14 protein-coding genes are annotated in these 20,987 nt (G+C 71.1%); 6 read left to right on the forward strand and 8 right to left on the reverse strand.

All coding sequences use genetic code 11. The features are described from left to right. Nucleotides 1–88: 88 nt before the first annotated feature. From ACWCP8_RS12085 to ACWCP8_RS12095, 3 genes are all read left to right on the forward strand, one after another. Complete coding sequence (locus ACWCP8_RS12085) at nt 89–1,714, forward strand: N-acetylmuramoyl-L-alanine amidase (RefSeq protein ID WP_451115714.1); 1,626 nt, start codon at nt 89–91, stop codon at nt 1,712–1,714. Between the two features lie 295 nt (nt 1,715–2,009). Further along, a complete protein-coding gene (locus tag ACWCP8_RS12090) occupies nt 2,010–3,050 on the forward strand; it encodes a hypothetical protein (RefSeq protein WP_451115716.1) in 1,041 nt (346 codons plus the stop codon). A 187-nt stretch (nt 3,051–3,237) separates the two neighbouring features. Then, on the forward strand, nt 3,238–4,452 hold the full coding sequence (locus ACWCP8_RS12095; RefSeq protein WP_451115718.1) for an MFS transporter: 1,215 nt from the start codon (nt 3,238–3,240) through the stop codon (nt 4,450–4,452). A gap of 215 nt (nt 4,453–4,667) precedes the next feature. On the opposite strand, the gene ACWCP8_RS12100 is transcribed toward ACWCP8_RS12095, so the two are convergent. From ACWCP8_RS12100 to ACWCP8_RS12125, 6 genes are all read right to left on the reverse strand, one after another. Then, the gene (locus ACWCP8_RS12100; RefSeq protein WP_451115720.1) at nt 4,668–8,423 is read right to left on the reverse strand and encodes a S8 family serine peptidase; all 3,756 of its coding nucleotides are present in this window, start codon (nt 8,421–8,423) and stop codon (nt 4,668–4,670) included. A gap of 228 nt (nt 8,424–8,651) precedes the next feature. Continuing rightward, nucleotides 8,652–9,803, reverse strand: coding sequence for an XdhC family protein (locus tag ACWCP8_RS12105; protein ID WP_451115722.1), 1,152 nt, complete (start codon nt 9,801–9,803; stop codon nt 8,652–8,654). Nucleotides 9,804–9,840: 37 nt separating this feature from the next. Next, nucleotides 9,841–11,304, reverse strand: a complete 1,464-nt coding sequence (locus tag ACWCP8_RS12110) for an NCS2 family permease (protein ID WP_451115724.1) — start codon at nt 11,302–11,304, stop codon at nt 9,841–9,843. 468 nt (nt 11,305–11,772) lie between these two features. Further along, nucleotides 11,773–14,157: a xanthine dehydrogenase subunit D gene (gene pucD / locus ACWCP8_RS12115; RefSeq protein WP_451115764.1), complete on the reverse strand. Its 2,385-nt coding sequence runs from the start codon at nt 14,155–14,157 to the stop codon at nt 11,773–11,775. A gap of 2 nt (nt 14,158–14,159) precedes the next feature. After that, a complete protein-coding gene (locus tag ACWCP8_RS12120; RefSeq protein WP_451115726.1) occupies nt 14,160–14,753 on the reverse strand; it encodes a (2Fe-2S)-binding protein in 594 nt (197 codons plus the stop codon). Between the two features lie 2 nt (nt 14,754–14,755). Further along, the gene (locus ACWCP8_RS12125; protein ID WP_267000448.1) at nt 14,756–15,646 is read right to left on the reverse strand and encodes an FAD binding domain-containing protein; all 891 of its coding nucleotides are present in this window, start codon (nt 15,644–15,646) and stop codon (nt 14,756–14,758) included. Nucleotides 15,647–15,906: 260 nt separating this feature from the next. On the opposite strand from ACWCP8_RS12125, the gene ACWCP8_RS12130 reads away from it, so the two are divergent. Both ACWCP8_RS12130 and ACWCP8_RS12135 read left to right on the forward strand, forming a co-directional pair. Then, the gene (locus ACWCP8_RS12130; RefSeq protein WP_352264956.1) at nt 15,907–17,661 is read left to right on the forward strand and encodes a PucR family transcriptional regulator ligand-binding domain-containing protein; all 1,755 of its coding nucleotides are present in this window, start codon (nt 15,907–15,909) and stop codon (nt 17,659–17,661) included. A 152-nt stretch (nt 17,662–17,813) separates the two neighbouring features. Further along, a complete protein-coding gene (locus ACWCP8_RS12135) occupies nt 17,814–18,599 on the forward strand; it encodes a hypothetical protein (RefSeq protein ID WP_451115729.1) in 786 nt (261 codons plus the stop codon). Between the two features lie 24 nt (nt 18,600–18,623). Here ACWCP8_RS12135 and ACWCP8_RS12140 read toward each other — a convergent pair whose 3' ends face one another. After that, nucleotides 18,624–19,025, reverse strand: coding sequence for a hypothetical protein (locus ACWCP8_RS12140; protein WP_451115731.1), 402 nt, complete (start codon nt 19,023–19,025; stop codon nt 18,624–18,626). A gap of 114 nt (nt 19,026–19,139) precedes the next feature. Continuing rightward, nucleotides 19,140–19,985 carry a GntR family transcriptional regulator gene (locus tag ACWCP8_RS12145; RefSeq protein WP_352264951.1) on the reverse strand — a complete coding sequence of 282 codons (846 nt, stop codon included), beginning with the start codon at nt 19,983–19,985 and terminating at the stop codon, nt 19,140–19,142. 145 nt (nt 19,986–20,130) lie between these two features. Here ACWCP8_RS12145 and ACWCP8_RS12150 point away from each other — a divergent pair, with 145 nt between their 5' ends. Next, complete coding sequence (locus ACWCP8_RS12150) at nt 20,131–20,976, forward strand: (2Fe-2S)-binding protein (protein ID WP_352264950.1); 846 nt, start codon at nt 20,131–20,133, stop codon at nt 20,974–20,976. The last annotated feature ends 11 nt before the right edge of the window (nt 20,977–20,987 follow it).

Raw genomic sequence — 20,987 nt, forward strand, 5'->3', positions numbered from 1 at the left:
CCTTGGGCGGGCTTTGTGGCCCCCGGCCCACCCCACTAGGGTCCGGGGGCCGTTCGTTCTTCTCTCCCCCCACAGAGCAGGAGCAGGTATGCCCAGACGAGCCGCAGCCCACACCGGGCGTCGCGCATCCGTCCTCGCGGCCCTCGCCGTCACCGCACTCAGCGCGACCGGCACACCGGCCGCCGCCGCCACGGCCGCACACCTTCCGGCGACACCCGCCGACGGCCGACACACCATGAACCAGGCGTTCGTGCAGGCGGCCGGAAGGTTCGACGTACCGCGTGATCTGCTCGCCGCCGTCGGCTACGGCGAGACCCATCTCGACGGCCACACCGGGCAACCCAGTCAGGCAAACGGGTACGGCGTGATGCACCTGGCGAGCAACCCCGCGAACCGGTCGCTGGAGAAGGCTGCCGCCATCACCGGCGAGCCGCTGTCCCGGCTGCGGCGGGACACCGCGGCCAACATCCTGGGCGGTGCGGCCGTGCTGCGTTCCTACGCGGACCGGCTGGGCCTGGACGGCGGCGAACGCGACGACATCGACGCCTGGTACCCGGCCGTCGCGCAGTTCAGCGGCACGACCGGCCGCGCCGCCGCCCGCTACGCCGACACCGTCTACGCATTCCTGGCACACGGGTTCGCCGCCGCCGTCCCCGGTGGCGAGCGGATCTCGGTCACCGCACGCCCCGTCGCGCCGGAGAAGGGCACCCTCTCCGCCACCGCCGGACGCGGCCCGATCACCCCTTACCCGTCGGCACTGTGGGTCCCGGCCGACTCGCACAACTTCACCGTCGGCCGGACGGCAAAGATCGACAAAGTGATCATCCATGTCACGCAGGGCTCGTACGCGGGCTCCATCAAGTGGTTCCAGGACCCGACGGCCGAGGTGAGCGCCCATTACGTGGTCCGCTCCTCCGACGGGCAGATCACCCAGACGGTGCGCGACAGCGACACCGCGTTCCACGCGAAGGAGGCCAACGCATCGGCGCTCGGCATCGAGCACGAGGGGTACATCGACGACCCGTCCTGGTTCACGGACACGATGTACCGCGCCTCGGCCGCGCTGACCAGGGCGCTGTGCGACAAGTACGGGATCCCGAAGGACCGGGCCCACATCATCGGGCACAGCGAGGTGCCGGGCACCGACCACACCGACCCGGGACGGTACTGGGACTGGAACCGCTACATGGGCTTCGTCGAGGGCAACAGCGGGGGCGGGAACGGCGGGAGCAACAGCAACGGGAGCAGCGGGAGCAGCACCAGCGGCAGCAGCGACGGGCTGGGGTTCGCCTCGTACCCGCTCCTGCAGAGCGGAGCGTCGGGCGCCCAGGTCACGGCGGTGCAGCAGTTGCTGAACACGCAGGGCTTCGCCGCGGGCGCCGCGGACGGGAGCTTCGGCGCGGCCACGTTGAGCGCGGTGAAGGCGTACCAGACGACCCACGGGCTGCCCGCGGGGGGCATCGTCGGCCCGAAGACCTGGACCGCGCTGCTGTCGGCCGGCTCCACGCCGACGCTGCGGCAGGGCGACTCGGGCGCCGATGTGAAGCGGCTCCAGCGGTCGCTGACCGCGGCGCTCGGCACGACCGTGGACGCCGTCGGGACCTTCGGTCCCGTCACGGCGACGGCGGTTCGCACCTACCAGACCCGCCAGGGGCTGGCGGTCACCGGGATCGTGAGCAGCAACACGTGGGCAGCGCTGCACGCGGGACGCTGACCCTGCATGCCGGAACGCAGCCGCTGAACGGCGGCCACGACGCGATGGTGCGCCGGAGGCCGTCTCGGCAAGCCATCGGATGGACCGTCAGGTGTCCTACACATCTCTTCTGTTGGGCACCTGACTCTGCTCCCGCACAACGGCTGCGGCCCGGCAGCCCTCCGCCCGGCGCGCCGGCGCATAGCCCGCCGCGGCCCGCCCGGACACTCGACCGCTCACCCTCGCAGGACCCGGAGGACACTGGAGACGACCGCAGACATGTGTGGGCCACGGGATGTCACCGAGGAGAGCCGTTGTGAGAGTCGGAGCCGCCCGATCCGCCGCAACCCAGTGGGTCGCCGAGCACGCCCGGACCGATCCCGGGTTCCGTGGTGCGTACTTCAGTGGTTCGACGGTCGGCCTGCCGGGCGACGCCGAGCTGTCACCGTCCTCCGACGTCGACATCGTGGTCGTCAGGGCCGAGGACAGTCCTCCGGCCAAGCCCGGCAAGCTCCGCTTCCGCGACACGCTCCTGGAGGTCAGCCATCTGCCGTGGGCCGAGCTCTCCTCGGCGGACGCCGTCCTCTCCTCGTACCACCTGGCCGGGAGCTTCCGCAGGGACACGATCATCGACGATCCGACCGGCCGGCTGCGCGCCCTGCACGCGGACGTCTCGCGCCGGTTCGCCGAACCCGCCTGGGTCCGCCGCCGGTGCGAGGACGCCCGCCACCGCGTCGAATCCCGCCTCGCCGCGTTCGACTCCTCCGCACCGTTCCACGAGCAGGTGACCGGCTGGCTGTTCCCGACCGGAGTGACCACCCACGTCCTGCTGGTCGCCGCGCTGCGCAACCCCACCGTGCGCCTGCGCTACGTCGCGGCCCGCGAGGTTCTCACCGCGTACGGGCACGACCATCTCTACCCCGAGCTGCTGGAACTCCTGGGCTGCGCACGGATCCCCGCCCCCGTCGTACGGCACCATCTGGACGAGCTGGCCAACACCTTCGACACCACCGCCCGGGTGGCCAGGACGCCGTTCCTCTTCAGCAGCGACATCACCGTGCAGGCACGGCCGATCGCCATCGACGGGAGCCGGTCGCTCATCGACCGGGGCGACCACCGCGAGGCGGTCTTCTGGATCGTCGCCACGTTCGCCCGCTGTCACACCATCCTGGCCGCCGACGCCCCGGAGCTGCACGCCGCGCGCACCCCGGCCTTCCGGGCGGCGGTCGCCGATCTCGGCATCACGTCCACGGACGATCTTCTCCGCCGCGCCGAGGACGTGGACCGGTTCCTGCCCCGGCTGTGGCGGACCGCCGAGGAGATCCTGGACAAGTCGGTGGGCGGACCGGCCGTTTGAGGGCACCGGCAGACACCTTCTGCGGGGTGTCCGCACCGACCGGTCGCCTGCTACGTTGCACGCATGTTCCTCCCCCGTGCCTAGGACCCCGCACCGACCGCACCCTGCAACACCGGGTGCGGCACTCCGGCGTCCCTGTACACGCACAGCGCGTGACTCCGCGCTGCCTTCCCGAGGAACAGTCCTCATGCTTTCGCCTTCGCACGCTCCCTCGTACGCAACCGTCCTGCGCACCCGTCATGCCTGCCGCACCTTCGGCGCCGCACTGCTGGGACGGCTCTCGTACGGGATGGTCTCCCTCGCCCTGATGCTGGCGGTCAAGGATGCCACCGGCTCGTACTCCGTGGCGGGCGCCGTCATGGCGCTGTTCGGCGCGACCAGTGTCTTCCTCTCACCCGTCCGTGCCGCGCTGATCGACCGGTACGGGCCACGCCGCGCGCTGCCGCCCATGGGGGCCGCCTACGCACTGCTCCTCTCCGCTCTGGCGTATGCCACCTGGCAGCCCGGCGTCTCGGGGCTCCGGCTGGGGGCGCTGGCCGTCGCGGCCGGTGCCTGCACCCCACCGCTCGGGCCCGTGATGCGGACCGTGTGGAGCAGCCTCGTACCCGACCGGGAACTGCTGCAGCGCGCCTACAGCCTGGACGGGGTGGCCGAGGAGCTGCTGTTCGTCACCGGGCCGTTGCTGGTGGGTCTGCTCGTGAGGTTCGCCGAGCCGGCGGCCGGTGTGGCTGTCAGCGCCGCTCTCGTACTCGTCGGCGCGTCGGCGCTGGTGTCGTCCCCGGCGCTGCGCGGTACGGGCGGCCGCCCGTCCGGGGCGACACCCCTGCCGACTTCCGGACCGTCCGGGAAACGGCTGCTCGGTAACGTCGGGCTGCGTCACGCCGCCGTGGTCTCGGCCGGCGTGGGACTGTGCCTGGGCGCCCTCGACCTGCTCCTGGTGGCCTTCACCGAAGAGCGTCATCAGGGTGCCTCGGTGGCCTGGGTGCTGGCGGCGCTCTCCGCGGGGAGCGCGGTCGGCGGTCTGGCGTACGGCGCCGTCTCGTGGCGCATGCCGAGTCGGCTTCGGCTGACGGTACTTGGCACGGCCCTCGGGGTTTCCTCGGTCGTGGCGGGGGTGTCGCCGAACGTGTACGTCCTGGTGGCCGTGGTCGCCGCAGCCGGGCTGTTCGTCGCGCCGGCCATCACCACCGCCTATCTGATTGCGGACGAGTCCGTCGGCGCGGGCAGCCGTACGCAGGCCGGCGCCTGGGTCAACACCGCGCTCAATGCAGGGTCTTCCGGCGGTACGGCCGCGGTCGGTCTGCTGGTGGGCCGGCTGCCGCTCACGGTGTGTTTCACGCTCGCGGCGGCGGCCCCGGTGCTGCTCTGCGCGGCGTTCGCCTTCAGCCGGGACCGGCGGTGATGTTCTCGCTGCCCGCACTCGACACGGTGGCGGACGCGGACGGGCGTGCCCGGCCGTCCCGTGGGACGAACGGCTCGGGCCGGTGGTGCGCGACATGAGGAGGTAACACCCTCCACCGCACCGTCCCTCCGGAACGCGAAGAGGCGGCTCCGCTCCCCGGCAGGGAGTGCGGAGCCGCCTCGAGCAACGTGCTCAGCAGGCCACTTCGGCCGAGGTCACTTCAGACCGAACGCCCGGATGATCTCCTGGTCGATCCCGAGCCCGTTTCCGGCCTCGCTGTGCGCCTTGACCGAGACGAAGCCGCCGGCCTTCTCGGGCGTCTTGAACCGGGCGGTCCAGTTGCCTTCGGAGGTCTTGCGCAACTCCGTAGCACTCCAGGTCCTGCCGTCGTCGTAGCTGACCGACAGCGAGGCCTTCTTGGCCTTCACCGCGCCGTCCAGCCACTCCTGCGTGCCGGAGGCGAGGCCGATCTCGGTCCACCGGCCGGACTTGACGTCCCCGGCGAGGTCGGTGTCGACGTCGTAGTCCAGCTGCAGCATCGGGATGTTCACCTGCCAGGGACCGTTCTCGTCCAGCGCGCCCGAGACGAAGTTCCACTCGGTGTGCGTGCGGGTGGACGTCTTCCAGTTCTCCGCGTCACGAGAGGCATCGAGCACCAGGCGGTACGGGAGCTTCTCCGGCGACACATCCTGTGCGTACGCGTCACGTCCGGGAGATTTCAGGATCAGCGTGTCGCTCTGGTAAAGGGCGATGGTGCCGGTGTCGTACTCCATGTCGGGCATCGAGCCGGAGTGGCCCTTTCCGGAGTCCGTCCACGGAGTCATGTTGAACTGCATGCCGTTGTAGATGCTGCGGGCCGGACCCCAGTAGCCGGTACCGAGCCGCGGGTGGCTGACCGGTGCGAACCAGTCGTCGGCGTAGGTGCGGCCGGCCGTGTAGTCCAGCTCGCCGCTCCGCATCTCGTAGGAGGTGTTCGTTGCGGTGGCGTCGAAGACCGAGTGGTTCTCGGACCAGTGCGACCCGCCGGGCAGCGGGGTGACCCATTCGGTGCGGGTACCGGGGAACTTCTCGTACTCCTCGAAACCGATACCCGTGCCGTAGTCCGGGACGTCGTAGCGGTAGCCGGCGCCGAGCGCCTCCCGCTGGCCGTAGAAGGTGTTCTCCACCTTCGCCAGCTGAGGCGTCGACGGGGCGAAGGCCAGATCGCGGTCCGGGACGGCGCCGTCGTGGCGGTCGACCAGGTCATACAGATAGCTCGCGAACCGCTGCTGATCGATCGTCAGCTGCCTGCCACGCTGGGCAGCCTTGATCAGCGTTTCGCCCGCGAGGCGCTGGACCGAGGCAACCGGGATGGCAGCTGTGGATCCGTATGCGGCGTACCACTCCATCAGCACACCGCGACCGTCATTGACGACGAACAGCGCCTTGGCACCCGCGGCGACCGCATTGGCGATCCGGTCTGCGGGGGCGACCGCGTCGCTGCGGCGGATCACGACGGCCTTGCCCTTGACGTTCAGGCCCTGGTAGTCGGCCGCGGCACCGTTGCCCGCGAAGACACCGGTCAGCTTCTGGCTGCTGTCCTCGGCGACGAGGGAACCGCCCTGCGCGGTCACCGGGACATCATGGCCGTCGGCCGACAGATCGATCTGCTTCTCGCCCTGACGCCAGCGGGTCAAGAAGCTGAAGCTTCCCTGGGTGACCTTCTTGGTCGGGCTCACCCACAGCTGGTCGTACATGACCGGAATCTGGAATGCGTCGCGCTGGACGGTGCCGTCCGGCGCGGTGCGTGCCATGTCATAGCGCAGCTGGCGGGTCTCGGTCGCCTTCGGCGTCTTCACGCTGACCTTGCGGGCCTTGGAGGCGTCGAGGGTGACCGTCATGGGCTTGTCGAGGATCGTCTCGGGGGCCGCCAGGAAGGCGACGGCCTTCGAGTCTGCGCGGTCACCGGCGATGTCGACGGAGGCCCAGGCGGCGTAGGTGCCCGGCGGCAGACGCAACGTGGTGTCTCCCGACACCTGGACGACGTCCAGATACTGGTCGCCGAGCTTGGCAAAGACGACGTAGCCGTCCATCGGCTTGCTCTCACGATCACGGAGTCGGAGCGTGAGGTCGTAGAGTTCCCGCTCCTTGTGCACGGCGAAGCCGGTGTGAGCGACCGTAGCGCCGGCCGTGTTCCTGGCGATGACCTGGCCGGAGAACTGCGTATCGACGGGTACCTTCGCCGGGTCCACGGTGAGCAAGACGTCGGCGGTGGAACCCGCCGGGACGGTCAGCTCCGACATGGAGAGCGTGTACGCGGCCGAGTCCGTGTCGGTGGCCAGGTCCAGGGTGACGTCCTGCGTACCGGTGTTGCGGTACGTGATCTTCCGCTCGGCGACCGGGTCGGACGCGCTGTGCGGCCAGTCGTACGAAGCGACGGCGACGGAGCCGGTGGCCTCGATCGTCGTGTCGATTGCCGCCTTCACGTCGAGCCGGCCGGTGCCCTGCTCGTACGGCGTGTAGTCGGGCAGCTGCTTCGACGAGGTCATCAGCGCGCCCTTGATGCGCTGACCGGACCAGTCGGGGTGACGCTGCTTCAGGATCGCTGCGGCGCCCGCGACGTGCGGGGTCGCCATCGACGTACCGGACATCTGCTGGTACATGCCGCTGATGCCGGGGACCGCCTGCGAGGCGGCGGCGTTGATGTCGACGCCGGGGGCGGACAGGTCGGGCTTCAGGCCGAACGACCTGACCAGGGGCCCCATTGAGGAGAAGTCCGCGCGGCCGTCCTGCTTGTCGACGGCCGCGACGGTGAGCGCCTTCTCCGCCGAGCCGGGCGAACCGATGGTTCCTGCGCCGTACGCGTTGCCGGCGGCGATCACGTACAGCGGACCGCCGTCCGCCGAGAGGGCGTCGACCGCCTGCGACATCGGGTCGTTGCCGTCGTCCGGGATGCTGGAGCCGAGGCTCATGGAGACGACGTCAGCGCCCTCGGCCTTCGCCCACTCCATCGCGGCGATGATCCCGGAGTCCTCGCCGGAGCCCCCGTTGCCGAGGACCTTGCCGATGATCAGGTCCGCGCCCGGGGCGACCCCCTTGTTGACGCCGTCCGACGCGGCACCGGAGCCCGCGATGGTGGAGGCGACGTGCGTGCCGTGGCCGTTCTTGTCGAGGACCTCCTCACCGGGAACGAAGCTCTTGGACTCGAGAATGCGGTCCTTGACGTCCGGGTGGGTCGGGTCGATGCCGGTGTCGAGAACGGCGACCTTGGTGCCCTTGCCGTCATATCCCTCGGCCCACGCCTGCGGGGCATTGATCTGCGGCACGGAGTCCTTGAGCGTGGCCTTCGCGCGGCCGTCGAGCCACAGCTTGGCGATGCCGTCGTCCAGCGAACGGGCTTTGGACGGACGCGCGATGTCCTTCCAGAAGGAACGGGCGGTGTCCTTGTCGGCCTTCAGCGCGGCTCCGTGGATGCTGTCGAGCAGGCGGACCGTCTTGGCACCACTGGGGGTGACGGGCAGCGAACGGGACCGGCCCGCCGAGTAGGTGGCGATCAGCGGGATGCCACCGGTCCGCTTGTCGTCGTAGCCCATCTTGGCGAGGGCCGTGACATTGAACAGCCGGCGGTCCAGCTTTCCGGCTGCCAGCAAGGGGGTCGCCTCGTCGGGCAGGACGTAGACGTCGTCTCCCGCCTGCTGCACATGCACACCACCGACCGCACCGTCGGGCCGGTCCACCGTGACGGTGTCCTGCTTGCCGACGCCGTCCGCGTAGTGGACGACGTCGCCCGTGAGCAGGGTGATGTCGTACTGATGGATCGGGGTCCGGGAGTGTCCGGTGGCCTCGGGGGCGGCCTGCGCCGCCGAGGCGACACCTGCCGCGGGCAGCAGGGCGCCACTCACAAGAGCGACGGAGGTCGCTATGAGCAGGGCCCTGCGTCCCGCACGCGCGGGTCTCGCCCGGCCGGAAGCGGAGGAGGGGGTGAATGTCATGGGGTTGATCTAGCGGCAAATTCGCACCCCCGTCTGCGCCCATGGCAGGCGGGATGCCGCCGTGGCGGCATTCCGCCCTTTCGGGAGTTCCGGCGGACACCCCCTCAACTACACCTGATTCAGCCGGTTTCACCCGCGACGGCTCATGCCCACTCGGCGGCGTCGCGCCGCGTTCCGGTGAGCCCGCACGCCCGGTCGCCGGATTCCGTGTCGCAGTCCGGGAGCCGGTCAGGCCACCGAGGAGATCCGTCCGGCCACCGGCTGCCCGCTTTCGTGATGGATCGGGGTGTGCGCGCCGGTGAGCGGGACTCCGCTGCCGCCGCGCCGCTCGGCGACGATCTCGGCGGCGATCGACAGGGCGGTCTCCTCCGGGGTGCGTGCGCCGAGATCGAGACCGATCGGCGAGTGCAGCCCGGCCAGTTCGAGTTCGGTGACGCCGACCTCGCGGAGCCGCTCGTTGCGCTCCAGATGGGTGCGGCGCGAGCCCATCGCCCCGACGTACGCGACCGGCAGCTTCAACGCCGTCTCCAGCAGCGGGACGTCGAATTTCGCGTCGTGGGTCAGCACGCACAGGGCCGTGCGCGCATCCACTGCGGTGGCCGCCAGATAGCGGTGCGGCCAGTCGACGACCACCTCGTCGGCGTCCGGGAAGCGGGCCTCGGTCGCGAAGACCGGCCGGGCGTCGCACACGGTGACGTGGTACCCGAGGAATTTGCCGACCCGGACCAGGGCGGCGGCGAAGTCGATGGCCCCGAAGACGATCAACCTGGGCGGTGGGACGCTCGACTCGACGAGCAGCCCGAGCGGCCGGCCGCAGCGCGATCCCTCGGCGCCGATCGTGAGAGGGCCGGTCCGGCCCACGTCCAGCATCGCGCGGGCCTCGGCCGCCGCCGTGCGGTCCAGCTCCGGATGTCCGCCGAGCCCGCCCTCGTACGAACCGTCGGGATGGACGAGGAGGGGGCTGCCGAGGAGTTCGGCAGGCCCGTCCGTGATCCGTACGACCGCCGCCGCCTCCCCTGCCACCGCGGCGGCGAGCGCGGCGGCGAACACCGGGCGTGCGGGGTCGTCCGCACGGACCGGTGTCACCAGGATGTCGATGACACCGCCGCAGGTCAGACCCACGGCGAAGGCGTCCTCGTCGCTGTAGCCGAACCGCTCCCGTACGGTGGTGCCGTCGTCAAGGGCCTGTTGGCACAGCTCGTACACCGCGCCCTCCACACACCCGCCGGAGACCGATCCGATCGCCGTGCCGTCGCGGTCGACGGCGAGGGCGGCCCCCGGCTGCCGGGGCGCGCTCCCACCGACCTCCACGACGGTGGCGACGGCGAATTCGCGTCCCTGCTTGACCCACCGGTGGAGCTCTTCGGCGATGTCCAGCATGGCGTGTCTCCTTAAGCGTGGTGTTCAGGGGCGGGTGTCAGTTGACACCCAGCCAGCTCTCGATCGGATGCAGTGCGAAGTAGACGACGAAGGTGACCGTCAGCACCCACATGAAACCGCCGATCTCACGGATCTTGCCCTGTGCCACCTTGATCGCGACATAGGAGATCACACCGGCGGCAACACCCGGGGTGATGCTGTACGTGAACGGCATCAGCACGACGGTCAGGAAGACCGGGACGGCGATCGCGCGGTCGCTCCAGTCGACGTGCTTGGCGTTCTGCATCATCATCGCCCCGATGACGACCAGGGCCGCGGAGGCTACCTGGGGCGGCACGATCGCGGTGAGCGGGGTGAAGAAGAGGCAGGCCGCGAAGAACAGGCCGGTGACCACGGAGGCGAGACCGGTCCGTGCGCCTTCGCCGACGCCGGTCGCCGACTCGACGAACACGGTCTGGCCGGAGCCGCCCGCGACACCGCCGATCGCACCGCCCGCGCCGTCGATGAACAGCGCCTTGGACAGGCCCGGCATCCGGCCCTTGTCGTCGGCCAGCTCGGCCTCCGTACCGACACCGATGATGGTGGCCATCGCGTCGAAGAAGCCGGCCAGCACCAGGGTGAAGACGATGAAGCCGACGGTCATCGCGCCGACGTCGCCCCAGCCGCCGAATTCGACCTTCCCGAAGAGGGAGAAGTCCGGGGCGGAGACCGCGCTGCCGCCCAGTTCCGGCGGCGACATGTTCCATGCCTTGGCGTCGAGACCGGCCGCCTTGTGGACGACGACCGCGATCACGGTGCCCACGACGATGCCGATCAGGATCGCGCCGGGGACGGCGCGGGCCTGCAGCATGAAGATCATCAGGAGGGTGACGCAGAAGATCAGGACGGGCCAGCCGGCGAGCTCGCCGTTGATGCCGAGGGTGACGGGCGGTCCGGTCGGCGAGCCCTTGCCGACGAACCCCGCCTTGTACAGACCGATCAGGGCGATGAAGAGCCCGATGCCCATGGTGATGCCGTGCTTCAGCGGGAGCGGGATCGCGTTCATGATCAGCTCGCGCAGGCCGGTGACCACCAGGAGGCAGATCACCAGGCCGTACATCACGCACATGCCCATGGCCTGGGGCCAGGTCATGGCGGGGGCGACCTGCGACGAGAGAACGCCGGAGACGCTGAGACCGGCGGCGAGCGCCAGGGGCACCTTGCCGACGAAGCCCATCAGCAGGGTGGTCGCGGCCGCGGCGAGCGCGGTGGCGGTGATCAGTCCCGGCTGGCTGAGCAGATGTCCTTCGACGTCCTTGCCGCCGAGGATGAGCGGATTGAGCAGCAGGATGTACGCCATGGCCATGAAGGTCGTGACGCCGCCGCGCACTTCGCGCGCGACGGTGGATCCACGCTCGGATATGTGAAAGTACCGGTCGAGCCAGGATCTGCCGGCGGGGATGCGCGAGCCGGGGCCCGCCTCCTCCGCGATGGTCCTGGGCTCCACTGACTGCTGGGTCATGATGCCTGACTCCCAAGGTTCACAGGGACACCCGCGATGGAGATTCGGAATGCGGGATTTGGGATGACTGCTTGGCTGCACGACCCGGGGGACGGCCCGAGACGAACTGTTCATGCAGAGTGGATGTGCGGGTACTGCTCGGTGGTGCGGGTGTTTCCGGCACAGCGGTACTGCGGATACTGCTGGGTGGTGCCGAGGACCGCGAGCGGTGCGGTACCCCGGGTCTCCGGGCGGTGCCGGCGGCGGAAGTGTGACGTTCCCGGCAGGCACGCACCGCCCGGAGAGTTCGGCGGGAGCCGCTCTCAGAGCCTGTCGGGTGACCTTCGATCGGAAAGCGGACGCGGCATGGTGCGTGCGATTCCAAGGCGCCGAGATGTCCTCGTAGCGGAGCTACTAGGGTATTTCGGCAATGCCGGAAGCGTGCGCGCCAGGGCCTGGCCGCCCGGTCAGAGGTCACCCGACAGGCTCTCAGGTGCCGGTGAGGTGCTCGGGGCGCACCGGCGTCCTGTTCAGCTCCAGGCCCGTCGCGTTCCGGATCGCCGCGAGGACGGCCGGGGTCGACGACAGGGTCGGGGCCTCACCGATGCCACGGAGCCCGTACGGGGCGTGGTCGTCGGCGAGTTCGAGCACATCGACCGGGATGGTCGGCGTGTCGAGGATGGTGGGGATCAGATAGTCCGTGAAGGACGGGTTGAGCACCTTCGCGGTCTTCGGGTCGACGATGATCTCCTCCATGACCGCGACACCCAGTCCCTGGGTGGTGCCGCCCTGGATCTGGCCGACGACGGACAGCGGGTTGAGCGCCTTGCCGACGTCCTGGGCACAGGCCAGTTCGATGACCTTGACCAGGCCGAGCTCGGTGTCGACCTCGACGACTGCGCGGTGCGCGGCGAAGGAGTACTGGACGTGGCCGTTGCCCTGTCCGGTGCGCAGGTCGAACGCCTCGGTGGGCCGGTGGCGCCACTCCAGCTCGATGTCGACCGCCTCGTCCTCCAGTACGTCGACCAGATCGGCCAGCACCTCGCCGCCGTCGGTGACGACCTTGCCGCCTTCGAGGAGCAGATCGGCGGTGGCCCAGGCGGGGTGGTACGTACCGAATTTGCGGCGGCCGATCTCCAGGACCTTCTCGCGGACGGCCTCGCAGGAGTGCTTCACGGCGCCGCCGGTGACGTATGTCTGCCGGGAGGCGGAGGTGGATCCGGCCGAGCCGACCCGGGTGTCGGCCGGTTGGATGGTGACCTGGGCGACGCCCAGCTCGGTGCGGGCGATCTGGGCGTGGACGGTGACGCCGCCCTGCCCGACCTCCGCCATCGCCGTGTGCACGGTGGCGACCGGTACACCGCCGACGACCTCCATCCGGACCCGGGCGGTGGAGTAGTCGTCGAAGCCCTCGGAGAAGCCGACGTTCTTGAGGCCGACCGCGTAGCCGATGCCTCGTACGACGCCTTCGCCGTGGGTGGTGTTGGACAGACCGCCGGGCAGGGCCCGCACGTCGGCCTCCTCGCCGGCGACCTCCCACTGGCGCTCGGGCGGCAGCGGCCGGGCCTTGACCCGGCGCAACAGCTCGGCGACCGGGGCGGGCGAGTCGACGACCTGCCCGGTCGGCAGGAGGGAGCCCTGCTCCATGGCGTTGAGCTGCCTGAACTCGACGGGGTCCATACCCAGTTCGGCGGCGAGCTTGTCCATCTGCGCCTCGTAGGCGAAGCACGCCTGGACCGCGCCGAAGCCGCGCATGGCGCCGCACGGCGGGTTGTTGGTGTAGAGCGCGATCGCTTCGATGTCGACGTCGTCGATGACGTACGGGCCGACGGAGAGCGAGGAGGCGTTGCCGACGACGGCCGGGGAGGCCGAAGCGTAGGCGCCGCCGTCCAGCACGATGCGGCACTTCATGTGGGTGAGCTTGCCGTCGCGGGTGGCGCCGTGCTCGTACCAGAGCTTCGCGGGGTGACGGTGGACGTGTCCGAAGAAGGACTCGAACCGGTTATAGACGATCTTGACCGGCTTGCCGGTACGGAGCGCCAGCAGGCAGGCGTGGATCTGCATCGACAGGTCCTCGCGGCCGCCGAAGGCGCCGCCGACGCCGGAGAGCGTCATGCGGACCTTGTCCTCGGGCAGGCCGAGCACGGGGGCGATCTGGCGGAGGTCCGAGTGCAGCCACTGCGTGGCGACGTACAGATCGACGCCGCCGTCCTCGGCGGGGACCGCCAGGCCGGACTCGGGACCGAGGAAGGCCTGGTCCTGCATGCCGAAGACGTACTCGCCGCTGACAATGACATCGGCGCGGGCCGCTGCCGCGTCCGCGTCGCCGCGGACGATGGGCTGGCGGTGGACGATGTTCGGGTGCGGGACGTGCCCGGCGTGGTGGTCGTTGCGTCCCTCATGGATGAGGATCGCGTCGGGGGCGGTGGCGGAAGCCTCGTCGGTGATGACGGGCAGCTCGCGGTAGTCGATCCTGATCTTCGCGGCGGCGCGGCGGGCCGTCTCCGGGTGGTCGGCGGCGACGAGCGCCACCGGTTCGCCGTGGTGACGGACCTTGCCGTGGGCGAGGACGGGGGTGTCCTGGATCTCCAGGCCGTAGTTCTTCACCGAGGTCGGCAGGTCGTCGTAGGTGAGTACGGCGTGGACGCCGGGGGTGGCGAGCGCCTCGGAGACGTCGATCGAGACGATCTCGGCGTGCGCCACCGTGGAGCGCAGCGTGTGGCCCCAGAGCATGTCCTCGTGCCACATGTCCGAGGAGTACGCGAACTCGCCGGTGACCTTCAGGATGCCGTCGGGGCGGAGCGTGGACTCGCCGATGCCGCCCTTGGTGCGGGTGCCCTGGTGGATGTTCGTGGGGGAGCCGGTAACGCCCATCGTCACACCGTCTCTTCCGCGCGGGCGGCCGCGAGGCGGACCGCGTCGAGGATCTTCTCGTAGCCGGTGCAACGGCAGAGGTTGCCGGAGAGCGCCTCGCGGATGTCCGCGTCGGACGGCTCCGGATTGCGTTCCAGCAGCTCGTCGGCGGCGACCAGCAGGCCGGGGGTGCAGAAGCCGCACTGGACGGCACCGGCGTCGATGAACGCCTGCTGGATCGGGGAGAGTTCGCCGGTGTTCCGGAACTGTTCGGCGGCCGGCTTGGCCTCCCACCGGCGGGCCTGGTCGAGCGAGGTGCCGCAGGCGCCGGAGGCGCAGCCACTGCCGGGGTGTGCCTCGGACCGGTGGGCGGCGAAGTCGGCGAGGCCCTCCACGGTGACGACCTCGCGGCCCTCCACCTGGCCTGCGGCGACCAGGCAGGAGCACACCGGGACGCCGTCGAGGCGGACCGTGCAGGAGCCGCACTCGCCCTGCTCGCAGGCGTTCTTGGAACCGGGCAGGCCCATCCGCTCGCGCAGCACGTAGAGGAGGGACTCGCCCTCCCAGACGTCGTCGGCCTCGTGCCTACGGCCGTTGACCGTGAAATTGACGCGCATGATCAGGCAGCTCCTTCGGTGCTGCGGCCGTTGCCGCGGTACGACTCCCAGGTCCAGCCGAGGGTGCGGCGGGCCATGATTCCCACCGCGTGCCTGCGGTAGCTCGCGGTGCCGCGCACATCGTCGATCGGGTTGCAGGCGCCGGCGGCGAGCGTGGCGAACTGCGCGGCGATGGACGGCGTGATGATCGTGCGGCTGTCCCAGAACCCGCCCTCTTCGAGCGCGGCGTTCAGGAATTCCTCCGCCTCCTTCGCCCGGACGGGTGTCGGGGCGGCGGAGCCGATGCCGGTACGGACCGTGCGGGTCTCGGGGTGCAGGGCCAGGCCGAAGGCACAGACGGCGATGACCATCGCGTTGCGGGTGCCGACCTTGGAGTACTGCTGGGGCCCGTCGGCCTTCTTGATGTGCACGGCCCGGATCAGCTCGTCCGGTTCGAGGGCGTTGCGCTTGACGCCGGTGTAGAAGGCGTCGATCGGGATCATCCGGGTGCCGCGCACGGACTCGGCCTCGACCTCGGCGCCCGCGGCGAGCAGTGCCGGGTGCGCGTCACCGGCGGGCGACGCGGTGCCGAGGTTGCCGCCGACGCCGCCGCGATTGCGGATCTGCGGCGATGCGACGGTGTGCGAGGCGAGCGCCAGACCGGGCAGCTCGGCCCGCAGGTGCTCCATGATGTGGCTGTACGGCACGGAGGCGCCGAGCCGCACGTTCTCCTGGCCCACCTCCCACTCGGACAGCTCACCGATGCGGTTCAGGTCCAGGAGGTACTCGGGCCGCCGGTGGTCGAAGTTGATCTCGACCATCACATCGGTGCCGCCCGCGATGGGCACGGCCGTCGGGTGCTCGGCCTTGGCGGCGAGCGCCTCCTCCCAGCTGGCGGGGCGAAGGAAGTCCATGAGTGGCTCTCTTCTTCTCAATCGGGTCGTTCGCTGGGGCTGGGGACGGCCGGCCCTCGATTGGCTTGTTCATGTGCTGTTAACGCGGTGTGTGGCCCAGTACACAACCGGGACTCCACGCGGTGCAGTCACCGAAACCATGAAGGAGTTGGCTGGTCTCCGTCCTCGTCTTGTAGATTCGAACGAATGGCGGGGCTCAGTAACCTCACCGCAATACCCAGTTTTCACCCGCCCCAACGAAAGAGATCGGCGGCAACGACATGCGGCTGCGCGCACTGCTGGAAACCGATGCGCTGGGCCTGCGGCTGCTCGGCGGAGAGGACGAACTCGACCGGTCCGTCCGCGGCGTCATGACCACCGACCTGCGGGACCCGAGCCGCTACCTGGCCGGCGGCGAACTGGTCCTGACCGGCCTGGCCTGGCGCCGGGACGCGACGGACTCGGAGCCGTTCGTACGGATCCTCGCGGGCGCCGGGGTCGCCGGACTCGCGGCGGGCGAGGCGGAGCTCGGCGAGATCCCGGGCGATCTGATCGAGGCGTGCGAGCGCCATCACCTGCCGCTCTTCGCCGTCCACGAGACCGTCGCGTTCGCAACGATCACCGAGTACGTGGTGCGTCAGGTCTCCGGGGAGCGGGCGGGCGATCTGGCGGCGGTCGTCGACCGGCACCGCAGGCTGATGACCTCGGGTCCGGCCGGTGGCGGCCCCGAGGTGGTCCTCGACCTGCTCGGCTCCGACCTCGACCTGCACGCCTGGGTGCTCTCCCCCACCGGCCGGCAGATCGCGGGCGCCGGTGCGCCGGTGCCCGGACCGGTGGGCGCGACGCTGGCGGGCCACCATCTGGCCGCCACCCGCACCGGCCGGCGGAGTCCGCACCAGGCCACGGTCGACGGCGTCACGTATTCGCTGTTCCCGATCCGCAACACCGGCCGGGGCGCTGCTCCCGCCTCCCGCGACGTCCGCGAGTCGGTGCTCTCCGACTGGCTGCTCGCCGTCGAGGCCGACGCGAGCGACTGGCCGGCCGCCCGGCTGGACCTGCTCCAGGGCGTCACCCAGCTGATCGCGGTCGAACGGGACCGGCGCGACGCGGCCCGTACGGTACGCCGCAGGCTCGCCCAGGAAGTCCTCGAACTGGTCCAGACGGGCGCCGCGCCCGCCGAGATCGCGGCCAGGCTGCGGGTGGCCGCCCCGGTCCTGCTGCCCGGCCTGGGTACCGCCCCGCACTGGCAGGTCGTGGTGGCCCGCGTCGACTGGGGCGCGGAGGGCGCGCCGGGCCCCACGGGCGGTCCGCTCACAGCCGGCATCGCGGGCGGCCCGGTTGCCCAGGCGCTGCTGGAGGAGATCCTCGTCGACCCGGCGGTCACCGGCCCCGACTCCGCCGACCGGATCGCGGTCGCGCACACCGGCGACGAGGCCATCGCCCTCGTACCGCTGCCCGCCCGCGCCGCTTCGCCCGCCGACGCCACGGACCTGGCGGAGGTCGGCGACGCAGGCGGTGCGGCGACGGCCAAGGACGACCCGGCGCTGCACGCCGACGCACTGCTCGCCGCCGTTCGCGAACCGCTCTCCGCGGGCCTCGCCGACGACGGCCGCCTGACACTGGGTGTCAGCGCCGCCGTGCACTCCCCCGAGGGGCTCCGCGGCGCCCTGGAGGAGGCCCGGCACGCCCGCCGGGTGGCGGCGGCCCGTCCGGGCCGGGTCTGCGCGGCCGGCCACCACGAGCTGGCCTCGCACGTCCTGCTGCTGCCGTTCGTCCCCGACGATGTGCGCCGTGCGTTCACCGCACGGCTGCTCGACCCGCTGCGCGACTACGACCGGCGCCACCGCGCCGAACTCATCCCGACGCTGGAAGCGTTCCTGGACTGCGACGGTTCGTGGACCCGCTGCGCGGCCCGGCTGCACCTGCACGTCAACACATTGCGCTACCGGGTCGGGCGAATCGAGCAGTTGACGGGGCGTGACCTTTCCCGCCTGGAGGACAAGCTCGATTTCTTCCTGGCCCTGCGTATGAGCTGACTCGGCGGACCTACCACAGCCCTCCCCGCGAGCGACCGATTGTGAATTCATTCACCTGACCCCTTGGCCCGGCGTGCCATTCCGTGCTGAGATGCCGCCAGACTCAACAGCTCAATGGCGCGCTCGGGGAGGGCAATGTGGCGTATACCGCCATGTCTGGTTCCGGAACGACAGCAGATGACGATCCGCCGCTCCAGACAGCGGTATGGCGGCTGCGGTCACGCGCCTGCTGGACGGATGCCGCTGCTCTGCTCGACCACGACGCCGCCACCGATCCGGCCGCGGCGCTCCAGCGGACGGCGCTGCTGATCGAACGGTGCCTGTACACCGGCCAGGGCTGGACCGACGCCGAGGACGCCCTGCGCACCGCCGAGGCCCTCGCCCACGACGACGCCGAGCGCGGGGCCGCGGCTTGTGAACGGGGTCACCTGGCGTATGCGTCGACACTTCTCGGGGTACGGGACCGGGCCGACGAGGCCCGTGTCGCACTGAGCCGGTCCGCGGCCCTGCTCTCCCCCGCCGCCCCGGCGCGCCCGCTGCTCGACTTCCGCCGGGGCCTGATCGCACAGAACATCGCCGACTCGCCGCAGGCCGCCCGCGCCGCGTACCGCAGGGCGCACGCCGGCGCCGTGGCCCAGGGCGATCAACTGTTGCTCTCCTCCACCTGGCGCCATCTCGCGCTGCTCTCGCTGCGCGAGGGCGAACTGGCCGAGGCCCGGCACGGGTTCGCCGAATCGCTGCGGATAAGGGAGGAGCTGGGCTATCTGGTCGGTACGGCCCCGGCCCTGATCGCCCTGGCGGATACCGAACCGGAACCGGAGGCGGCTGCGCGGCTGCGCGCCGAGGCGGGCCGCCTCTTCCGCCTCCTGGGCGGCGTCCCTACCTGGCTGGCCCCGCACCTCGACCCGCCCGCCCCGAAGACGGCCGAGGCGAACTGAGCACGGGCCCGCCGCGGAGGGCCGTCAGGCGCGGTCCTCGACCGGATCGCCGGGCTGCCGGCCCGCGTCGCTCCACTCGGGGGTCGGCGTCGGACGCGGTGGAGCGGGCGGCGGGGTCGGGCCGCGGTTCGGGTTCTGCGGTACCGCGGCGGCGGGCTTCCCGTTCTGTCCGCTGCTGTCGCGCCGGGGCGGCGTGACGGGGGATTTCGGCGGTGCGGGCTTCCTCGTCGGCGGCACCGAGACGGCGACCGCAGCGGAGGCGGACGGGGTCGCGGAGTGCGTCGGCGAAGGCGCGGCGGAATCCGCAGGTGTACGGGTGGGGCTCGCGCTCGGCGACGGCGTCGCGGGAGTGGGCGTCCCGGTGGACCTGCCGGACTCGGAGCAGCCCGCTGCTGCCAGCGCCAGCGCCACCAGCAGCGCGGACACCGGCCAAGGCCCTCGGTTCCGTATCATCCCGCCCCCTCGAAAACGATCATGTGATGAGAGGCACAGAGTAGCCACAGCGGTCCGTGGAGGCGGCGGCAGCCCGGGGGAGGGAGGTCAGCGGTCCGCGCCGGTGAAGTGCTCGCGCACCAGTGACTGCACGACGGGCAGATCCTCGGCGATCAGCGCGTCGAGCAGCGCGGTGTGTTCCACGGCGTCGGCGAGAAGGTCGGCCCGGCGGGTGGCCGGGTTGTGCCCCAAGGGCCACTGGGAGCGGCGGTGCAGATCGTCGGCGACCATCACGAGTTGCTGGTTGCCGGAGAGCGCGAGGACCGCTCGGTGGAAGGCCCGGTCGGACTCCGCGTAGCTCGCCCGGTCGCCCACCGCGGCGGCCGCGACCGTGGCATCGGCCAGCGGGCGCAGGGCGGTCCACCGGGCCCGGTCCACGGTGCGGGCCAGCCGCAGCATGACGGGGACCTCGATCAGGGCGCGCACCTCGGCCAGCTCGGCCAGCTCGTGCGGGCCGCGCTCGGCGACCCGGAAGCCCCGGTTCGGGACGACCTCCACGGCACCCTCGATGGCGAGCTGCTGCATCGCCTCACGGACCGGTGTCGCCGAGACACCGAAGCGGGCGCCGAGCACCGGGGCGGAGTAGACCTGACCCGGCAGCAGCTCACCGTCGACGAGGGCGGCGCGCAGTGCGTCCAGGATCTGCCCGCGTACGGAGTGCCGCTGCACCACGACGCGGGGCACGGGCGACTCGCAGTGGGTGTGCTCCCCGCGGGCCTGCTCGCCGCGCGGCTGTTCACCGGGTGACTGCACACCGGGTGGCTGCTCGTCCCGCGCCCGCTGAGCGCGCGCCTGCCCGGGCACCCGGTCGGGGGCCGCGTCCGACCGGGCGGCCGCGGATGCGGTGGACGTGTACGGCGGACGCATCTGCTGATGCGCTCTGCCCTGCTCCACTCCTACCTCCTCGGCCTGCTCCGGGCCGGCCCGCCTGCGCCATGCCTCCTGTGCACGATAGGCGGAGGAGGGCGCAGTTCAAACATCGATCTCTTCGGGTAAGGTAAGGCTAACCTGCAAACGATCGCGATTCGGTGGTCCCTGCATGACCCTGCCCACCCTGCTTCCCGGCACAACGACGTCCGCCGTGTCGGACGCGTACACCCGTCTGACCGAGGTCTTCCCCGGGCTGCGTGCCGAGGTTCTCGGGGACGACGAGCCGACTCCGTCGGGCGTCGGCTGGGTGGGGGCACACGAGCTCGCGGCCGGCGGCGCCGCCCTGGACACCTTTCTCGCCTGGGACAACGCGCAGGTGCTGCGGGACCACGGGAAGCAGGCCCGGCCCGATGTGGTCGCCAGCTTCGGCCTGCACCGCTACGCCTGGCCCGCATGTCTGCTGGTGACAGTGCCGTGGTTCCTGCACCGGCGGGTGCCACGGATCCCTGTCGAGGACGTGGCGTTCCAGCGGGCCCTGGGTCATCTGACCGTGCGGGTACGGGAGTTCGCCTGCCTGCCGGACGATCCGGCGGCCGCGCTGCCGGGGGCCAGAGTGGTGGCGGACGAGGCGGCACTGCGGGCCGAGGTGCTGGCCGCGGTGGCCGAACACATCGGTCCGGTGCTCGACGGCTTCGGCCCCCGGATGCGCCGCGGCAAGCGGGCCCTGTGGGGCATGGCGACGGACGAGATCGTCGAGGGTCTCTGGTACATCGCCCATCTGCTCGGCGAGGAGCGGCAGGCGATGACCGAGCTGGAGGAGCTCCTGCCGGGCACCACCAAGCCGTATGTCGGCACGGCGGGCTTCCGTGAACTGACCGGGCCGAACGGGGAGTCGCTGCCCACCCGTGACCGGGCCAGCTGCTGCCTCTTCTACACGCTGCGGCCCGAGGACACCTGCGTCACCTGCCCGCGCACGTGCGACACCGACCGGGTACGGAAGCTGACGCCCGCCTGATCCGTACCGCC

The sequence above is a fragment of the Streptomyces sp. NPDC002206 genome (genome assembly GCF_053593595.1).

What these genes read in the sequence shown, in the direction of transcription:
- ACWCP8_RS12125 (WP_267000448.1), bottom strand. Translation starts at nt 15,646, where the DNA reads ATGGACTTCCTTCGCCCCGCCAGCTGGGAGGAGGCGCTCGCCGCCAAG.
- ACWCP8_RS12130 (WP_352264956.1), top strand. Translation starts at nt 15,907, where the DNA reads ATGCGGCTGCGCGCACTGCTGGAAACCGATGCGCTGGGCCTGCGGCTG.
- ACWCP8_RS12135 (WP_451115729.1), top strand. Translation starts at nt 17,814, where the DNA reads ATGTCTGGTTCCGGAACGACAGCAGATGACGATCCGCCGCTCCAGACA.
- ACWCP8_RS12150 (WP_352264950.1), top strand. Translation starts at nt 20,131, where the DNA reads ATGACCCTGCCCACCCTGCTTCCCGGCACAACGACGTCCGCCGTGTCG.
- ACWCP8_RS12120 (WP_451115726.1), bottom strand. Translation starts at nt 14,753, where the DNA reads ATGCGCGTCAATTTCACGGTCAACGGCCGTAGGCACGAGGCCGACGAC.
- ACWCP8_RS12100 (WP_451115720.1), bottom strand. Translation starts at nt 8,423, where the DNA reads ATGACATTCACCCCCTCCTCCGCTTCCGGCCGGGCGAGACCCGCGCGT.
- ACWCP8_RS12085 (WP_451115714.1), top strand. Translation starts at nt 89, where the DNA reads ATGCCCAGACGAGCCGCAGCCCACACCGGGCGTCGCGCATCCGTCCTC.
- ACWCP8_RS12110 (WP_451115724.1), bottom strand. Translation starts at nt 11,304, where the DNA reads ATGACCCAGCAGTCAGTGGAGCCCAGGACCATCGCGGAGGAGGCGGGC.
- ACWCP8_RS12105 (WP_451115722.1), bottom strand. Translation starts at nt 9,803, where the DNA reads ATGCTGGACATCGCCGAAGAGCTCCACCGGTGGGTCAAGCAGGGACGC.
- ACWCP8_RS12095 (WP_451115718.1), top strand. Translation starts at nt 3,238, where the DNA reads ATGCTTTCGCCTTCGCACGCTCCCTCGTACGCAACCGTCCTGCGCACC.
- pucD (WP_451115764.1), bottom strand. Translation starts at nt 14,157, where the DNA reads ATGGGCGTTACCGGCTCCCCCACGAACATCCACCAGGGCACCCGCACC.